The following is a 20207-nucleotide window of genomic DNA, read 5'->3' as shown; positions in this document are numbered from 1 at the left end:
CCCGATCATCATTCTTGATTGAACTTGAAAAATTCCAAAAACTCTTCTTCTTCATCTTGCCTGGACAGATCATTGTCATCCCTATTGATCTCGGAAATCTCCTCTGGCCAATACCATTTCCGGTTATACTCTATTTTTTCACCCCGTGGAACCACGGATGCTCTTAGATGAGCAGGAATTCCTTCATTGCTGATAATGATATGGGCATTATTTCCACCCAATCCAAAAGCGCTAATTCCAGCTCGAAGGATCCCGTTTGAAGTTGTCCAGGGCTTTGCGTCTTGAACAATATAAAACGGGGAATCCTGAAAATTAAATCGAGGATTCGGCTTGCCACAATGCAAAGTAGGCGGCAATTCCTGATGAATCATAGCCAGCAAAACTTTTATGATACTCGCAGCGCCTGCGGCGCTAAGCAAATGTCCAATATTACTTTTGACACTGCCAACTCCGCAGAACTGTTTTTGTGCTGAGTACTTGGCAAAAATATGAGTTAAGGCTTTCAATTCGATCGGATCACCGATTAAAGTTCCTGTTCCATGGGTTTCCACATAACTGATGGTCTCTGGGTTAACCCCGGCGACAGCAATTGTTTTCTCAATCAAATCCCGCTGTGCTTCTGGATTTGGTGTGGTCACTCCCATTGTGTTTCCATCATTGTTGATCGCCGATCCGTCGATCACACCGTAGATCTTATTACCATCCTGAATTGCTTTGGATAGGGATTTTAACACCAATACCCCACAACCCTCACCCAATCCGATTCCATTAGCTTCAGCGTCAAAAGTTTTACAGCGTCCATCAGGAGACAGAACTTTGGCAGAACTGAGCGTAAGATATACCGCCTCATCCAGCAATATATCAACCCCACCCGCCAGTGCCAGTTCAGATTCTCCGCTTTGAATACTCCGAACGGCCGAATGGATTGCCGTTAAGGAGCTGGAACAAGCCGTATCAATAACCATATTAGGCCCCTTGAAGTTATAGATATGCGCCAAATGGGCAGCAATAAAGTTCTGCCCGGTGCCGATAATCCTGTCTTTGTCAGTTTGACAAAATTTGTTGCTAAAATTACCTGTTCTGGCCCCAGCAAAAACACCCACCGCTTTTCCCCATAAATCATTTTTGGAAAACCCTGCATCAGCCAAGGCTTCTGCACTTACTTCCAGCCATTGCCGTTGCAGCGGATCAATTTGGTGAGCGATGCCTTCAGCAATTTTAAAATACTGGGGATCGAAGTCCTCAATCTCCGCTAAAAAAGCTCCCCATTTGCTTATTGATTTTCCTTCCTGAAAACCGCGGGGATCATAGTACTTTTCCCAATTCCAGCGTGATTTCGGCACTTCCCGTATACTGTCACGACCGGTTCTTAAATTTATCCAGTACTGACCAACATCCTCCGCATCAGGAAAGTGGCATGCCAGACCTACCACGGCTATTCTATCCCCTATATCCTGAGGCGGATGAGGGACAACTGGGGTGCTCATCGTCAGTGGCATGGTTGCTGCCACTAGGAATTCGGGACTACACTCGGGTTCCATCGGACTGGTTTGATTTGTGGCGATGAGCATGGAATCAAATGCTTCTGGATAAGTTTTTACCAAGTAATCGGCAAGGCTCTTGATGGTTGGAAATTCAATGAGCGCCGACGGTTCCATGGCCACTTCTCCCAGCTTTTGATCTATTTTACGGACGACTTGCGCCAGTAAAACCGAGTCCAATCCATAATTTTGAAACTCCGTATCCAAGTCCAACTTCTCCGGATCAAGTTTCAACTCTTCTCCAAACAAATCTTTCAACCAATGATGCACGGCAGTTTCTACGGTATCCCCCCTATCCTTCACCCTTTGAATGCCAGAGGGCTTGGATTGGGTGACAGGAGATACAGTTGCCCCAGTGATCCGCTCTGATCCAGGGGTGCGCATAAGTAGTTCCGCCCTCCATATTTCCGGGTTCACTATTGCGGGGAGAACTACTGGCTCAATAGCCCTTGATAAAATATGATCCAGCAGTTGCAGGCCTTCCGCATTGGTCATGCTTAATAAACCAGTTTGTTGATAGACTCTACTTTTAATTTCGCCCATTCCGCTCTCTTTCCAACTAGGCCACTGAATAGACACCAATGGGGTTTCGCTGCCATAGGCTTCTGCAAAATAATCCATATAGGAATTGGCCATGGCATAATCGCTTTGTCCCACCGCTAATGTGGGAATGATGGACGATACGGATGAAAACAAAATAAAGAATTTCAATGGTTCATTTTTCAATGTTCGATATAAGGTTTCAAGTCCCACCACTTTGGGTTCAAGGATTGATTGAATTCCTGCCACAGTTTTCCGGATAAAAGCCGGATTATCCGCGTCGCCGATACCGGCGCAATGAATAATCCCTCCTATTGGCCCCATGGTATTCCGAATTTCCGCCAGATATCCTTGCAGACTCTCCTGATCGGTCAGCGGAACCGAACTGACTGATACATTAGCTCCTTCCGCTTCCAGCTCGCGAATGGCCCGAATTTTTTGAGACAACGGGGTATTCTTCCGCTCCAAGCCATCCCATTCCTCACGCGGAGGCAAAGCTTCCCGTCCGGTGAGCACCAATCTCTTGACGCCATAACGCGTCACAAAATGTTTGGCACATAAGTAGCCGAGCCCCCGGGTACCGCCGGTAATCCACAAAACATGATCCTTGGGGAACATGAAAGGATGGAGATTCTTAGGTTCGGGAAATTCAGCCAGGTAAGCCCGGTAACGCTCACCATTCCGGTAGCAAACTTCCGGATCCTGGCTGTCCGCCAGGAATTCCATGGCAATTTGTTCAGCCCGCTCCAAGTCGCTGATTTCTGGATCCGTATCCAGGTGTCGCGAGCGTAGATAACTGTACTCGTTTTGCAGCATCCGATAGAGTCCAACCCGCTCGGCTCCGCAGAGACGGACGGTGGAATTATGGAATGTTTCCAAGCCACTGGTCACACCGAGCAACCTTAGTCCCTGGCCTTCCCTAGATCCATATTCAATCAAATGCTGCAGCCAGACAATCCAGTCCTGAGACTCATCAGAATCCGCTTCCCCGCCAATCAAGTCGATCCAGCCCCCGTAGTTCTTCCACTGTGATTCGGTCAGTTCGGTATGGATCTTGGAATTCTCCGGGCCGATGATCCGATGATTAGGGAAATATTTTGTAAGTAAAGTTGCCAGTGAACGATTTTGCTCAGTAGTACATATGACAATCGTCCGATCGGGCAGAATGTTCCGCGCTGATGGGCAGAGTTCCCATTGTTTTTTGAGAATGCTTCCTATCCGCTGGATTCCTTGATCTCCCCCAACATCTGACACAGCCTTTATGGGGTCGGTAAAAATCTTATCGCTGTCCGGGATCCAATATCGTTCTCTGGCAAAGGGATAGGTTGGTAAACTAATCCGCTTGGGTTGGAAATGGCCATAGAGCTTGTGCCAATCAACATTCAGCCCTTTTACCCACAAATCCATCAGTTTCGAATATTTCCCCTTGATGATCCAGGCTTCAATTGCCTTTTGTAAATCATCATCCGCTGCAAATACTTCCAGAGTGTCTTTGTTGCGTTTGACCTGCCCAAGATATAAGTCCTCGATGCCTTCAGTTCCGGCAATGAAACATTCCAGCTTCTCAGAAAGTTCTTGTATCGTCGACACGACCGTCGCCAGGCGTTCTTCCATGGCTTCACGTCCAGTCTGGAGCGTATAACCCAGATCCACCAGACTCTCCTCCGGAACTTGCCGCTCCCGGATAGCAGTTAGCAACTGTTGCGCCCGGGCTTTCAGCCGGTCTTCATTTTTCGCCGACAAGACAACAATCACACGCTCTTGATCCGTGGGGCTCTTTGGAACCACCACGGGTTGTCCCATCTCCTCGGGAACATATTCACTGATCAGTACATGGGCATTAGAACCTCCGGCACCAAAGGATGAGACCCCCGCAATGATAGGATATTCCCTGGTTTCACCGTTGATGGTAACTACGGGCCTTTTCAATTCGGCAAGTTCCTGCTGAACTACAAAGGAAGTATTGCTAAAATCAATATTCGGATTTAACACCTCGGAGTGCAACGATGGCACTAATTGACGGTATTTTAATTGAAGCAGCACCTTGGTGATACCTGCAATGCCCGCTGCACTCTCGCAATGACCAATATTGGATTTTACCGATCCAATAGCGCAGAACTGATGGTCATTCGTATATTCCCGGAAAACCTTATTCAAACCGGCGATTTCAATTGGATCACCTAGAGATGTTCCGGTTCCATGAGCTTCCATATAGCTAATGGTCCGAGGATGAACACCGCTCTCAACAAAGGCACGCTTGATTACTTCGGATTGGGCATTAGGGTTAGGGACGGTGTAACTATTGGTCTTTCCACCATGATTAATGGCAGTTCCTTTGATGACACCGTAAATATGATCCCCATCAGCAACAGCTTTGGAAAGCGGTTTGAGCAATACAGCACCCACTCCTTCACCCGGTACATAGCCGTCCCCTCCCTGTCCGAAGCTTTCACAGCGACCTTTACTGGATACAAACTTGCCCTGGCCAAGCACTAAATATTTGTTGGGGTGAATGGAGACATTCACACCACCAGCAATAGCGGCCTCACATTCGCCTCTTTGCAGGCTTTGACAAGCCAGATGAATGGTCGTAAGCGAAGAAGAGCACATGGTATCCACTGACATGCTTGGCCCGTGAAAATCACAGAAAAATGACACCCGGTTGGCGATGGATGCGGGGTTCCCTGACAAGACCATGGGTGTACCCAAAATCTGAGCCTGAGCGGCGTAAAGCTGGTATTCTTCATACATCACGCCGACAAATACGCCCACATTGCCTGGCATCCCGTTTCCTTGATACGTGCCAAGGGTTTGCCGAGTATACCCCGCATCTTCCAAGGTGGAATAGACGCATTCCAAGAACAAGCGTTCCTGAGGATCCATCATCTCTGCTTCACGGGGAGAAATATTGAAGAACAGCGGATCAAATTCCGAGACCCCGTCAATAAATCCGCCCCATTTGCTGTAAGTTTTCCCAGGTATATTTTTATCTGCTTGGAAATATAACCGATGATCCCAACGATCATCAGGAATTTCAGTGATACAATCCTTTCCATCTCGGAGATTACGCCAAAATTCCTGTAGATTCTCCGCACCAGGGTAACGGCCGGAAAGACCAATAATGGCAATATCTAAAGCCTTCCCGGTTGCCTTTTCTTCCCGCTGTTCGGCGATAGTCGCAAACCGCGAACGGCGGCGGGCCACTGGTGGTGATGCCACTGGCAAGTTCAACACTCTCGCTGGAGGAATTTCCTTGCTGGCTACGGTCACTTTCTCACCGGATCCCAACAACTCCACCAATTTATGCTGATAATTCTCTAGGAAATAGCTTGTTAATTGTTGGATGCTCTGATACTCAAAAAACAGTGTCTTGGACAATGATCCAAAAGTCTTCTCCAAGTGGTTGGTCAATTCTAGAACCATTACGGAATCCAGACCGTATTTTTCCATATGCGCATCAGTTTCGATATGATGAAGCGGTAGTTTTATAAAGGATGAAATCAGTTTCTTAAAGTAATTCAAGGATTTTTCTGCTAACATATTCTGGGCTACTGGTGCCGTAACTTTGTTCTCTTCCCGTGATTTGGCAACGCTCATGCTATATTTCCGGAAAAGGGATGCTTCGTAATTGCTAATGAGATAATCCGCCATACCGTTCAGAGTGAATTGTTCCAAGAACATTCTCGCGGACAAATCAAGCTGATAAATCTGGTTCAGTTGATCCACTAATTCAGCCAGCAATACCAGGTTGAGTCCATATTCACTCAGTTCCACATCGGCATCAATATCCGCGGTGGTTACTTTGAGTAATTGCGCCAAAATTTGAACCAGCGTAGCTTGAACTTTTTCAAGTATATTGCTGGTATCCGACGCTACTACTTGAGAAGTAACCCGGAATTCCGGCTCGTTATGGTTTGGCGCCAATAACTTTTGATATAAATGGGTGCGGTCGCCTTCCAGTACCATGACTTGATCCCGCCCGAAGCCGAGGGCGTCATACAAAGCCTGGATTCCTGTCTCAGTACGTATTGGGCTGATGCCGGTATTCTCTCGGATGAATTTCTCCATTTCTGGATTGACACGCATTCCGCCTTCTTTCCATAAGGACCAGTTAACGGAAAGAGTTTTGCCATGACGTTGATTTGCCGCTACCAGTGAATTACGGTATCCGGCAAAGGCATCCATGAAGGTATTCGCCATTGCATAATCGGCCTGGCCAGGATTCCCCAAGGTACCGGTGCTTGAAGAAAAGAGAATGAGAAAATCAATCTCAATATCCCGGCTTGCTTCATCCAGATTCAGCAGACCAGCGACTTTGGGCCCAAGGACTTCCTGCAACTCTTTGGGGTTCTTCTTTAGGATATAATTATCGTGAACTACCCCGGCGCTATGGATGATCCCATGGAGGTTGCCGTATTTCTTTTGGATGTTTTTTATAAGCGAGTCCACAGCCTCTTTCTGGGTCACATCCATTTGTTGATACTCAATACAGGCTCCGGATCGCTCTAATTGCTTTAATTGATCCAATTTCTCCTCGTCAAGCGTGGACCGGCCAGCAAGAATCAAGGTCGCATGCTGGGTCTGACGCAAGATCTCTCGAGCAAAAATCAGTCCCAGACCACCCGTACCTCCGGTGATTAGATACACTCCGTCATCTTTCCATGGAATGTGCCGGGATTCCGAAGGAATTTGCAATTCGTTCCAGCCTTTGCTATACCTTTTCCCTACACGGTAACTGATTTCCAAGTCCACGGATCGGTTCCTGTTTTCGGATAATTTCTCACCAAGGGTAACAGCGTTCTCGGTTGATTCCACCTCAATGATTTGCCCGATGAGTTTGGGATTTTCCAACTGGGCCGTACGCAACAACCCGGAAAATCCACGATAAAGAGCCGAGCCCCCTTGGGATGGATGCACAATCTGAATCAGCATTTTTCCTGAAGTTGTGGTTTGAATATAGTTTTGGATTTCCTCAAATAATTGAATAGCATATGTCTCAAAACGTTCAGCCATATTCTCAATCGGGTACGCGGCTTTGATCGCCAAGCATCGTGTATTGATCAGATTCTTTTCAATGGCTTGAGGATCAATTTCATTCAGATCGCATAAGACAACCAAATGCCGATTGTATTCCATGTCCGCAACCCCACCGGTAATCGGTGCTTCCCGCCAATACGGTTCGACCAGAAGAGTGCCTGTCGCCGTCTCGGAACCAACAGCCCCCGGCTCACCTTCCATAACCCGGGACGCGCAGCCTTTCATTCTTACACAAAGTGTTCCTTCTTCATCGTATAGCTCCAGATCCAGTTTCCGCATTCCGCCGCGTTCCCACCCCTGGATCCCGGCAGAACTGACTCCGTGATTCCAAATCAACGCCCACATGGTACTGGTACTCTTGCCGAATATCTCCACCTCATCTAGAGCAAAGGGAATTGACGGATTTTGCCCGCTGCAGCTTCCCAAGGAATGCATAATCCAACCGATGGACGACTGAAGAGCGGAATCCATCATCCCAGGATGCAATGCAAATTGCCGTCCCTGATCCGAATGGATGGAAGGTAAGGACAGTTCAGCCAATACCCGATCCTTAGCGACATAGATCTTCTTTATCCCTTGAAATTCCGTGCCATATTGTAGTTGCATCGAACGAAACTCTTCATAACATCGGGCACCAGAATAGGTTTGCTGGTAATCCGCTGACCGTAATGCTTGCAAATCTATAGCAGTACTCTGAGTAATAGGGTTCAACCGGGCCGTGCCTTGGCTATGGATGATGGGAGCCGATTCGAGCCCACCCGTTTCAGTATAGATTTCAAAAGCGATTTCATCGTCAGCCTCTGGAAAAAGACCGATATGAACCTTCACCGGCTGGTCATCAACCGTAATCGGCCGAGCCCAAACCATATTTTCTATCCGAATGCATGTCTGTTCGGAAACCCCCGCCGCCTGAGCGACCGCCGCCCGAACCATCTCCAGATAAGCGACTCCCGGCAGAACCCGGAGACCTTTTATCCTATGATCCGCCAAGAAAAACTCTCGACCGCTAAAGACGGAACTATAACGTTGTTCCATGAAGTCGGAAGTATTTTGATGCAATAACGGATGAATCACGTCGGTGACAGTCGTCACGATCTCTCTCAAGGTATTAGCCTGAGGCGCCCAATAGTTTTCCCGTGAAAACGGATAGGTTGGGAGATGAATCATGGACGGGCGTCGCTCCCCAAACAGCAAATTCCAGGCAAGGTCATATCCTTGACAATAAAAATCTGCCAGAGCACAAAGTATTTCCTGATACTTGCTTCGGTCATTCTGGACTGCCACGCTTTGGATCAATAGTTCCCGAGTATATTCGTAAATCGCTTTCTGTCCGGTGAATTCCCGGGATACCCTTCCCTGGAACAGATTCGGCAGCTTCTCCGTGCCTCCGGCTTGCTGCAATGCATAGACCGCATCCACCGGATCCTGAATCACTACTGCACAGCGGTAATCGAAATGTTGCCGCCCCTCCAATAAGGTATAACTCATGGATGACAGGTTGCGTGTTCCAGTCCTAAGATCTCGGAGCACCGCAATGATCTGGGCGATCTTTTCCTGCAATGCTTCGGGGGTGCGAGCTGAGACCGCTAGGATGGTGTACGGTGCTGGAACCCCTCCATCATCCCGGTAGTTTGATTGGGACTTCCCATCTAAATAACTCTGGACAACCAGATGAGCGTTGGTGCCACTCATACCAAACGCGCTGACCGCGCCCAGCCGTTCCTGACCAGGTTTCGCGGGCCAGCGCCGATTCGCCTTGTTTACATAAAATGGACTTCCATGCCAGTTGATATAATCATTTTCCTGCTCACAATGTAGGCTCGCAGGAATGGTCTCATGACGCAATGACTGAACCAGGGCGATTAAACTAACTAATCCCGAAGCCGCAAACGTATGCCCAAAATTAGTCTTGGTGGAAGTCACCGCGCAATAACCCTGTTTATGAGTATAATCCTTAAATGCATCATTCAGGGCGTTGATCTCAATGGGATCCCCCAATTTGGTGCCGGTACCGTGAGAGATGATGAATTCAATCTCCTCTGGATTCACCTGATATTGATTGTAGACGGATTTCAAAAGATTGACTTGTGAAACTCCACTTGGGGCAGTGATCCCGTTGGTCTTCCCGTCATAATTAATCCCGCTGCCACGGATAACGGCATAGATGGGATCACCGTCCGCTTGCGCCTGCGATAACCGCTTGAATACAACTACGGCAACTGCTTCGCCGGGAACTAATCCGTCGGCTCGCTTGTCAAATGCGTGACACTTGCCGCTTCCCGACAACATTCCCGCCTTGCTCATATTAATAAATGGATCCGGCGTCAACATTAAGTTAACTCCGGCGGCGATAGCCGTATCGCATTCCCCTGCCCTCAAACTCAAACAGGCTTCATGGGCGGCCACGAGTCCGGAAGAACAGGCTGTATTAATCGCCATCACCGGGCCACTGAGATTTAAAAAGTAAGCAAGCCTTGCCGCTAATATTGCAGTATGATTAGAAGTTACATTGCCCCTATCCTGAACCAGTTTCTGATAATCGCCATCCTCAACCCCAACAAACATGCCGATTTTACCGGCCTGAATTCGTGCTGGGCCGTAACCAGCATCCTCTAGAGCCTTCCAGGCTTCCTGCATTAACAACCGTTGTCTTGGATCCATCGACTCCGCTTCCCGCGGCGAAATTTCAAAGAACAAAGGGTCAAATTCAGCTGCGCCTGGTATGCAACCGCACCATTTAGAGTTGGTTTTTCCAGGTTCCGAAGGGGAATCTTGATAATATAAACGCCAATCAAACCGGTCACTTGGAATCTCTTTCACCGCATTCCGCCCTTCGGCAAGCAGCGTCCACATCTCCTCAATATTGTAGGCGTCTGGGAATCGTCCACTCATCCCAATAATGGCAATGGGTTCATCCGATTTCTTCGGAATAGCCTCTTCCGCAAACCGGAGTTTCTTGATTCCTTGGATTTTGGACACGGTTTGGACGGTGGATGTCGCCGGCTTGGCAGTCGTAGCTAGGACATATTCAGGAACATCCTCCGGATAAAACTCCCGGACTGCTTCTGCATGTTCCGTGATAAAATACTGAACTAATTTTTCCAAACTCGTATGACCAAAAAATACAGCAGGCGAGATCTCAAATCCAAAATGGCCAGTTAATATCGTAGCGAAATTGGCCAAGTAAATGGAGTCAAAACCAAAATCGGCCAAGTTCTCCTCCCGCGTTATCTTCTCCCGGGAAATCTTCAACAATTTGCTAATTTGTTCTTTCAGGTCCCATTCAAGGCATTGGGCCAAACTTAACCCTTTTAATGCAACAGGCCGTTGTTTACCGCCTGAACGAACGGTTGTCGCCGGAAGTAACCAGGTCGGTTCCGATGACAGACCTAAAAAACGAAGCACTCGGCTTGGCTGGCCCGCCAACACCAAAAGTTGTTCCCGGCCTTGTCCCAAAATTCGATCAAATATATCAGTGCCTTCTTGGGAATCCAAATAACGCTGGCCGCTGGATTTTAGATACATTTCAGTTTGTTCATCTTCGAAGCCCATGCCGCCATCCCGCCACAGCGGCCAGTTGATGGCAATTGCCTTACCCTGCCGCTCACCTTGGTATTGCAATTGATTCCGATAGCGGGCATAAGCCATTTGAAAACGGTTGGCTACGGCATAGTCACAGGCGCCAAAATCCCCCAAGATTGCTGAAGATGAAGAAAAATAACAGATAAAATCAAGGGGTTCCCGACACAGTAAATCATCAATCAAGAGAGTACCTTTAATCTTTGAAGCTAAAGCAGCTTGAAATGTTTCGATTCCCTTATCAAAGATACTAAGTTGTATCGCGACCCCAGCCGCGTGAATTACACCATGAATTTCTCCAAAGGATTCTTTAGCCTGATGCAATCCCTTAGTCATAGCCTCCCGATCACCGATATCCGCCTGGAGATAAATGACGCGGCTGCCCAATGCTTGCAATCGATTGATTTGGGATTGTTTAGCGGAATCCAAGGCCGACCGACCAGTAAGAATCAAATTGACCGACTGGGCTTTCGCCAAATGTTCGGCAAACAAATATCCCAATCCGCCACAGCCACCTGTGATCAGATAGGTACCACCGGAACGGAACGAAGGTTTCTCTGCCGTAACCGTGGCTGGTTGGATCTGATACACATGGCGTTTTCCCGCTTTATATAATCCGCTTTGTGCTTTCGCAGCACCTAGTTCGGATCGGAGAGTTAGCGCCCAGTCACCCATAGAAAATTCTCGTTCTGCTGCGCTGTCTTCATGATAAATTGCAGCCACCTGTGTCTGTGGCAACACCAACCCCAAAGAACGTTCAAAACCAATCCAGGATTCTAGGTAACAACGATCCAGTGCATTCCTGATTTGCGCGGCCAGCAAGAATCGGCCGGGTTTTCGATTGAGCCCGGCAAAGGCTTGTAGAATATATACAATTGCTGAAGGATCTTGAATGCAGCTCTGATCTTCTAATGCCCACAGGTACAACACGGCGTCCATATTGCCAACATGGTTCTGGATGCTTTGCAAAGCTCTGCGATACGACTCGGGATCCATGGCCGATATCGAATATTCATGGGATGAACGCTTTATAAAGGCGGTATCTTTAGCTATGAAAATAATGTTGGTTCCCGGATCAGAGGCATCCCATGCTTTGGAAAATGCTTGCTGATTCTGGGGCTGTGACAGAAAACAAACCAAAGTTTTCACACCAGCAGAAATGCCAGGTTCCAAGCCCTTTTCCTTCCAAACTTCTTCAAAAGTCATGATCTCATAGGGTTCCGGTTGTTCCGACACAGGAGGAACAGAGTCCTTATAGCCGCATTGGCTAATTGCCAATTTCGCCTGAGAGGCGATATCCAAATGCTGAGCCAACACCAGCCCCTTCGCACCTGCAGAAACCTGAACCGGGTCTACCTCAACCCAAAAGCTCTCTTTGCCAAAAGGATAGGTAGGTAAACTTATCCGACGCGGTCGGTTACTGTCATAAAGCTGGTTCCAGTCGAGATTTAATCCCTTGACCCACAAATCTGCAATCTGGGTGAACTTTTTCTTGCGGAACCAAGTTTGTGCCAGTGATTTGGCATCTGCATCCGACTCCAAGACCCCCATGCCATCCTTACCCTTTTTCACCTGTCCGGTAAGAATCCCTGGAACGGAGTTATGTTTCATAAACTCCATAAGTGCTTTTAAAACCGCTTCTCTGGAATCCGCTATAAATGCCAGTCGATAGTCCATGGCTTCTCGGCCAACCTGTAACGTATAGGCCATATCCGCCAAGTCAAGCTCCGGATGCAATTTCAGAAATTCAACCATGGAGCCGGCATAGACATTTAATTGCGCATCACCTTTCGCCGATAATACAAACAGCGCCGGATTTCCCGAATGAATTTCCTCTTTACTCCGTTTGACCTCCGTAGGGGAGTACTCTTCGATGACAACATGAGAATTGGTTCCACTAAATCCGAAAGAACTGACGCAGGCCCGCCGAGGTACCGATTGCGCTGTTTCCCATGATTGCATCTGATTATTGATATAGAACGGAGAATCGGAAAGCGAAATATGTTCATTGAGTTTTTCATAATGGATGGTGGGAGGCAGCATCCGGTGCCGCATCGCCAGCAATACTTTGATAACCCCAGCGACGCCTGCAGCAGTCAAGGGGTGACCAATATTGCTTTTCACTGACCCCAAGGCACAGTAATTCTTCCGCTGAGTATAGGCTTGAAACGATTTAGTAAGCGCTTCTACTTCAATGGGGTCACCCAGTTTGGTTCCGGTACCGTGGGCTTCCACCATAGATATGCTCTCCGGGTTGATACCAAAACGTTTATATACTTCTTTTTGTAAAAATATTTGGGAATTCACACTAGGGGCGGTTATTCCGTTAGTCCGCCCGTCCTGATTTATTCCCCAACCGCGAATGACTCCGTGTATATGATCCTGATCACGGATAGCATCAGCGAGCCGTTTTAATAAAACAACCCCGACCCCTTCACTCGGTACAAAGCCATTGGCTCGATTATCAAACGTAAAACAGCGGCCATCTTTGGACAACATTCCAGCTTTGCTGGTCATAATATGCATTTCCGGTCCAACCAGCACACAAACACCACCGGCCAGGGCCAAATCACTGGTTTGCAACACCAGACTGTTACAAGCTTCGGCGATTGCCACCAATGAGGACGAGCAAGCCGTGTCAATGGCCAGGCAAGGCCCTTTTAAGTTCAGATAATAGGATATCCGGGACGATAGAATCGAACTGGAGCCCCCCATGAGGCGTTGTGCATTCAACTCCTGCCCAGCGATGAATTGCCCGTAATCATTTGTGGCGCAACCCACAAAAACCCCGCAGCGGCTTCCAGACAACGAAGCGGGATTCAAACCAGCATCTTCAATGCTACTCCAACAATGCTCCAAAAATAGCCGTTGTTGTGGATCCATCAATTCCGCTTCGGCAGGCGAGATATTGAAGAATAATGGATCGAAAAGATCCGCATCCTCTAAAGCGCCCATCCATTTACAATGGCTTTTGCCAGGGGCTTCCGGATCCGGATCGTAAAATTGATCCACCGACCAACGGTTGGCGGGAACCTCGGAAATGCAATCCCTGCCGTTCGCTATGTTATCCCAAAATTCGGTGAGATTCCTTGATTTCGGAAACTGACCCGACACTCCGATTATCGCAATGCTATTCTGCAAGGCTTGATCCGGAGAACTGGATATTTTCATCGAAACCTCAGAAGAGATGGACGAATAGCTTTCTGACCGGGTTGAAGTGTTTAACCCTTCACAGGACACGCTATTCGACGTGTTGGATTGACCATCGGGAGAAAACTGTCCAAATAAAGATTGAATCCGATCCTTGACTTCGGCTTGATTCACAAAGGTCTGATCATGCATTCGGATTTCTTTCTCAATGGTAATAGAGATCCTCTCCCGCAAGGATTCCACCATATGATTTTTAAGTAAGATCAAAGCTTCCCTTGGGGATTCGGCCAATTCATTCGCCAATTGAATGGCATAGGGTAGAACCTCCGCCCTCGACAATACCGGGAATGGAATTCCCCGGGTTTGCAACTCCGAACCTCGGTACCTTTTACCCGTAAATAAAATTTCTTGAGCCAGACCAATCCCAAGCTTCTCTGGGAAAATTAAAGTGGATCCGAAACCGGGTGTAAAACCAAATTTCATAAAATTGGTGGAATAATAACTTTCCTGACTCATCACCACGAAATCACAGGACATTCCGAAACACCAGCCGGCACCAATCCCATGACCCTGCATTGCAGCGATAATGGGAATCTTACAATCCAAGGCAACCCGGTATAGATTCGAATCCGTATATTTTGCCTTTCCCTGAAAGATATCCAGAAGATTCTCCTGAGTGCCGCCCGCAGCGAAAAAGGTGTCATACCCGGTTAAGATAATGATCTTATATTTCGGATCCGTCTGAATGGATTCAATGGTTTGTATCAGCACTTGAATTAATTCTTCAGAAAACTTGTTCTTATTCATTCGATCCTGCATAGTTATCTGGATAACTCCGGAACCAATCTCCCGTAAAGCCACCACCGGTTGATTCGAGACAACAGGTTCTTCAAACCGCTTGGTTTGATTCCCTTCAGGAGCAGGTGGAACCACATTGGATATTGGGATTGCCCTGGACGGAAATGGTGAAACAGGTGCCACCGTTGTTAACTCCAGCTTGCTAAGCGTATATTTTTTCGTCTTGTTTACTTCCTGTAGAATGAACCCAGTAAATTCAGCGATAGTGGGATAATCATAGACTTTGGTTACTGCAACGGAAGTGCTGTAACGCTCATTCACCTTATGGATCCATTCCACGCCGATGATCGAATCCAAGCCCAGATCAACAAACTTAGCATCATCATCGATATCACCAGGTTGCATGGATAAAGCTTCCGCCAGCCCGGCCTTCAACTCTTCCCGCAAGGTCTCAAAGGAGACAACAGCTACTGCTTGAATGGAAACCGGTTGATTCGCGGGTGAACTGCTTTTAGGTGATTTCACCTCACGGCGGTAGTCTGACTTTCCTTGTTTTTGTAGTTCCTGTGCCAAAAATTCGGCAAACTCATACAGGGTGGAATAATCATAAACTCTAGTTACCGAAATCGATGTTTGATATTGCTCATTCACCTTCCGGATCCATTCCACTCCAATAATGGAATCCAAGCCGAGATCCACGAACTTAGCATTATCATCAATTTCATTGCGTTTCATGAATAGGGCTTCCGCTAGACTGGACTTTAAATCCTCCCGCAATCCTTCCACAGCGAAAGAATCCCACAATCCCTCAAGAATGACAGGTTCAAGCGGTGGAAGACCCGTATCCCCGTATCCATCAAAGTCATCCGTCGGATCATCTATTGGTGGGTTTGCCAATGATTTCTCAAATTCAATTAACTCCCGGTCGGGTTGTTTATTTATTTCTCCGGCTATTAATCCGGTAAATTCGCGAATAGACGGATAATCATATACTTTTGTCACCGCCAAGGAAGTATGATAACGATCATTAACCTTCCGAACCCACTCCACACCGATGATAGAGTCCAGTCCAAGATCGATGAATTTGGCGTCTATATCAATTTCGCCAGGATTCATAGCTAGGGCCTCCGCCAGGCTGATCGTCAGCTCATTCATCAGTACATCCATTGCAATGTCCGCCTCTGGCACTACGACTGCCGATAGCTGCGTGTTTTTCCATTCAGGCAGTTCTGAGGAAACATCGAGCGCCGTCAGGGTAATGCGTGGTTTACCTCCGGATTGGATATGAACCGATGGAATGTTAATGGCGGATAACGGTACTAAGCTAATCCTCTCAGCCTTATCGGTTGGATCAGTATAAACCGGAGGATTTTGAGGGAACGAAACAGGATTATTCTGAGAAGATTTCGGCGAATGCTCAATCTCCGTGATCACGTTTTTGGAAGTTGCGTCTTGACCTTTACTCCCGGGATCACCAATTGGAAACCAATACGATTCTCTGGCAAAAGGATAGGTGAGCAGATTGATTCGCTTCGCTAAATTTTTGGTGTACAGCAACTCCCACTCAATGATATACCCTTCAGTCCATAGTTCGGCTATTTTTTCCGCGGGGCAATCGGCGTACCACTGAGACTTTGATTCCATAGTGAATGATTCTACCTCCGGCAATTGGTCAAGACCTTTCACTTCCTTGACTTGCCCACCCCGCCAGCCATTAGCCTGATTCTCCTCATTTTGCAGAAATGCTTCGCATTGAGAAATAAGTTCCGGGACACTGCGAGTAAGAAAAATCACCCGTTCCGGCATGGCTTCTCGGCCCACCTGAAGGGTGTACGCCATATCCCGCAGGACAAGGTTGGATGATTTCTGTAAATACTCCAAAAACATGGCTACATACTCCCGGAGCCGAGCAGCATTCCTGGCGGAAAAAGGAATCAATGCGAAATCATTGCTATCTTCAAGCTCCTGTGTCGGTAACTCTGTTTGCGATTCTGGAACATACTCCTCTATAAAGATATGCGCATTGCTTCCACCGAACCCAAAGGAACTCACACCCGCCCGACGGGGAAACGGAGCATCCCCGAAGGTATTCCACGGAATAGTTTCATTTACAATATAAAATGGAGAACCCTCAAAGTTGATAATGGGATTTTTCTGCTGAAAATGGATACTGGCGGGCAACGTTCGATGTTTCATCGCAGCCAGTACCTTGATTACTCCCGCAATTCCCGCGGCAGCTTCCAGGTGTCCGATGTTGGTTTTTACCGATCCCAAACCACAGGTGGCTTCTTTGGGATCCTTCCCAACCTTTTGATATAAGTGTTTAAATGCATTCTTCAGGCCATGGATCTCAATGGGGTCACCGAGAGGTGTTCCCGGCCCGTGGGTTTCAATATAACTAACACTATCCGGACTTACTCCGGCTTTTTCGTAAACATCAACGATCAGTTCCGCTTGGGCTTTGGGATTGGTAATCGTTAGCGAGTTGGTTCTTCCGCCATGGTTGGTGCCCACACCCTTGATTACCGCATAAATCGTATCCCGATCCTCTATCGCTTTGTCCAAAGGCTTAAGTAATAAAACCGCCGCACCCTCCGCCCGAACATAACCATCGGCCTTCTCATCAAAGGCTTTGCATGAACCGTCTTTGGACAGCATGCCGCTTTTGCTGAGCGCAATAAAGCGTCGCGGCGACCAGCACAGATTGACTCCACCTGCCAATGCATATTCGCAATCCTTGTTTTCCAGAGAACGAACAGCTTGGTGAATCGCCACCAGTGAACTGGCACAGGCCGAGTCAATAGTAATACTGGGTCCTTTAAAGTCAAACCAATAAGAAATTCGGTTGGACAGTATGGCGTTGGAAGTTCCCGTCGGTACGTATGTATCGAAATCCTGAAGGTATTTCTCCATCATCTCTGTATAATCGGTGTTGCAAACCCCCATAAAAACGCCGGTTTTGGTAGATTTCAATGCCCCAGCCCTATAACCTGCGTCTTCAATGGCTTTCCAAGCCAGTTCCAAAGTGATCCGTTGTTGTGGATCCATATAGGTTGCTTCGCGGGGTGATATATTGAAAAAGGAAGCATCAAAACAATTGGCCCGATCAATAAATCCGCCCCAGATGCTGTTTGTTTTATTTACATCTTTTTGCGGATCACCGTAATAATCATTTTTATCCCAGCGCTCCAACGGGATTTCGGTGATCAACGAATCCCGGGATATTAAATGATCCCAGAACTCATCCAGGGTATCTGATTTCGGAAAACGAAGACTGATTCCAATTATCGCAATTCCTTGGCTTGTCTCTACCTTACTCACGATTTTACCCCCAAACGTCCCAAAATCGAACCTTATCTATACAGCTTTCTTGAGATACAATTCACAATGTCTGAAAACGAAACAAAAACATTGTCCAAAATCTCATCCTCAGAAAATTTAATATGAAATTCATTTTCTAAAAATGTTATCAACTTCAAATATCCAAAGGAGTCAATGATCCCAGCTTTAAACAGATCCGTACCCTCTGTGATATTATCATTGAACTCCAGTAAAAATGTTTCGTTCATAAAATCAAATATTTCTCCCTTCAATTCCACTACCTCCATAACTCTACCTCCCCATATCAATTTTCTATAAATCCCATAACCGTTTTCCGGAATTTTTTAGGTTTGTCGATGAATGACCATTATTTAAAAAATCCATAATCGTTTTCCGGAATTTTTCAGGTTCTTCGATAAATGACCAATGACCAGAATTTTCGAATTTAATCAAGGTGGAGTTGGGCAAGTCTTGATGTAGGATCAACTGATCCTTTATGGAAATCACGTCCTTATCCGCCTCCCCGTAAATAATTAATGTCTTTTTATCAAAACCCGGGAGTCGATCCTTCAGGCTAAAGTTTTGCATCGTTTTAAAGATCGACATCATCGGCGCATAACTTGCAGGGCCGAGATCCAGCTTTTCGCCACCGCCAGGATGATAGAAAGTAGTGTTGTAATACTCTGTCAACCGCTGATGATACCACTGATTAGTAGCTTCTGGGTCATTAATTGGCGGCAGCGTCCGATATAGTTTGAGCAACATTTCCGGTTGCATCGTGGATTGAATAAAGGGAGTGGAAACCAGTATAAGTTGATCGACATTTCCTGGATGATCCAGCGCATATTGGAGTGCTACAATGGCTCCAAAACTATGACCCAAAAGAGTTACTGGTTTCTTTTTTGCATAATCATTCACAATAACATCCAGATCATCCGTGAGATGTTGAAAACTATAATTTTGCAAATCACTCTTCGACTCGGAATTTCCGGTACCCGGTTGATCATAGAATATTACCTTGTTTTTTTGCTTCAAAAAATCCAAATAATCATGGAAATAATACGAGGATAATCCCGGGCCTCCATGAATGACGATGATGGGTTCACCATTAGGGTTTCCTGTCTCTTTATACCAGAGATTAAAACCATTTACAGGAATTATTTTACCTTCCTTGTCAGGGGTTCTGGCCGAAAATACCGCCGCTGCTTTCGGGGTTACCTCATTGACAATATACAAAATTGACACCGTCATCATTACCAGCAAAATCCCGACAACTAACAGGCTTACCTTTAGCAATCGCCGGGATTTTCTTTTCGTCTGCCCAACTTCCATAGATATATCTCTTTGCGTTTGGCTGGCTGCTTCCACAGATGATATACCTCTTTTCATTTTTTATTTATCGCCAGCGCAGCGTCTTATTTATCTTTTGTAACCGGCGATGGTCAACACCTTGCGTTTCCAGAACAGTGTATCGTTTTCCGTGAAGAGCCATTGAGAGATGAGAGGATCATTCAATCCCATCCGCACCAGCTCGTCAATCTCGGCTTTGTCTTCTTCAGTTTGCACGGCGTGATTGACATATTCGTAAAAATTCAGTGTGGATACGGATACCAGTGCTCGAAAAACTTCAACATTATTTTGTTTATACAAGTCGACAATCTCTTGTTTGGAAAGCGTACGATGATGGCAGGAGTCGATTAACAGTTCCAACCGCTCAAAAAAATCGTCCAGTTTTGAATCCTCATACGAAATAATATCCTGGATACAAATTCGCCCTTGATTTTGGCAGTAGCGTTTCATTTCCTGAAATACTGCCGGATAGTTTTTCATATGATGATATGCCGCTTTTGAACTGACACAGGAGAACTGCTCACTCTCAAATGACACCTTTTCCGCATTACTACAGATGAACCGGATGTTTTCCAATTGGCGTTCTCTGGCATTCGTAGTGGCAACTTCAATCATCCCTTCGGAGATATCCACCCCCCAAACCGTCCTGGCCCGCCCGGCCGCATAGATAGCAAATGCCCCCGTCCCACAAGCAAATTCCAACAGTTCGTCAGCAGCGCTGATATTATAAAATTCCATTAGAAACTGATGGGTTTTTTCATCCTGTGTTATCGTCCAATTGTCAAATTGGGTTGCCTGTTTATTAAACTGATCCCTGACGATCCAACTCTCAGCCATACCCATCACCTTACCTTTCCCGACCTCCGTGGGCCCGCCTGATGGCGTACAAAA

General features: G+C 46.8%; 4 protein-coding genes. All 4 read right to left on the bottom strand.

Annotation, left to right across the window (positions count from 1 at the left end):
• Nucleotides 1-8: 8 nt before the first annotated feature.
• The 4 genes from RQP50_RS14130 to RQP50_RS14115 are packed head-to-tail and all read right to left on the bottom strand — an operon-like array spanning nt 9 to nt 20153.
• Nucleotides 9-17966 carry an SDR family NAD(P)-dependent oxidoreductase gene (locus RQP50_RS14130; RefSeq protein WP_315745798.1) on the bottom strand — a complete coding sequence of 5986 codons (17958 nt, stop codon included), beginning with the start codon at nt 17964-17966 and terminating at the stop codon, nt 9-11.
• Nucleotides 17967-17998: 32 nt separating this feature from the next.
• Nucleotides 17999-18253, bottom strand: coding sequence for an acyl carrier protein (locus tag RQP50_RS14125; RefSeq protein ID WP_072728418.1), 255 nt, complete (start codon nt 18251-18253; stop codon nt 17999-18001).
• 25 nt (nt 18254-18278) lie between these two features.
• On the bottom strand, nt 18279-19334 hold the full coding sequence (locus tag RQP50_RS14120; RefSeq protein WP_072728417.1) for an alpha/beta fold hydrolase: 1056 nt from the start codon (nt 19332-19334) through the stop codon (nt 18279-18281).
• Between the two features lie 51 nt (nt 19335-19385).
• The gene (locus tag RQP50_RS14115; protein WP_175560640.1) at nt 19386-20153 is read right to left on the bottom strand and encodes a class I SAM-dependent methyltransferase; all 768 of its coding nucleotides are present in this window, start codon (nt 20151-20153) and stop codon (nt 19386-19388) included.
• Between the last annotated feature and the right edge of the window lie 54 nt (nt 20154-20207).

It is taken from the genome of Paenibacillus suaedae (assembly GCF_032337355.1).
Lineage (GTDB): Bacteria > Bacillota > Bacilli > Paenibacillales > Paenibacillaceae > Paenibacillus_B > Paenibacillus_B suaedae.
The sequence above is the reverse complement of the archived record's forward strand: the minus strand, read 5'-3'. Positions and strand labels throughout refer to the sequence as shown.

Excerpts from the sequence above, each read along its gene's own strand:
- RQP50_RS14125 (WP_072728418.1), bottom strand. The coding sequence starts at position 18,253 with ATGGAGGTAGTGGAATTGAAGGGAGAAATATTTGATTTTATGAACGAA.
- RQP50_RS14115 (WP_175560640.1), bottom strand. The coding sequence starts at position 20,153 with ATGGCTGAGAGTTGGATCGTCAGGGATCAGTTTAATAAACAGGCAACC.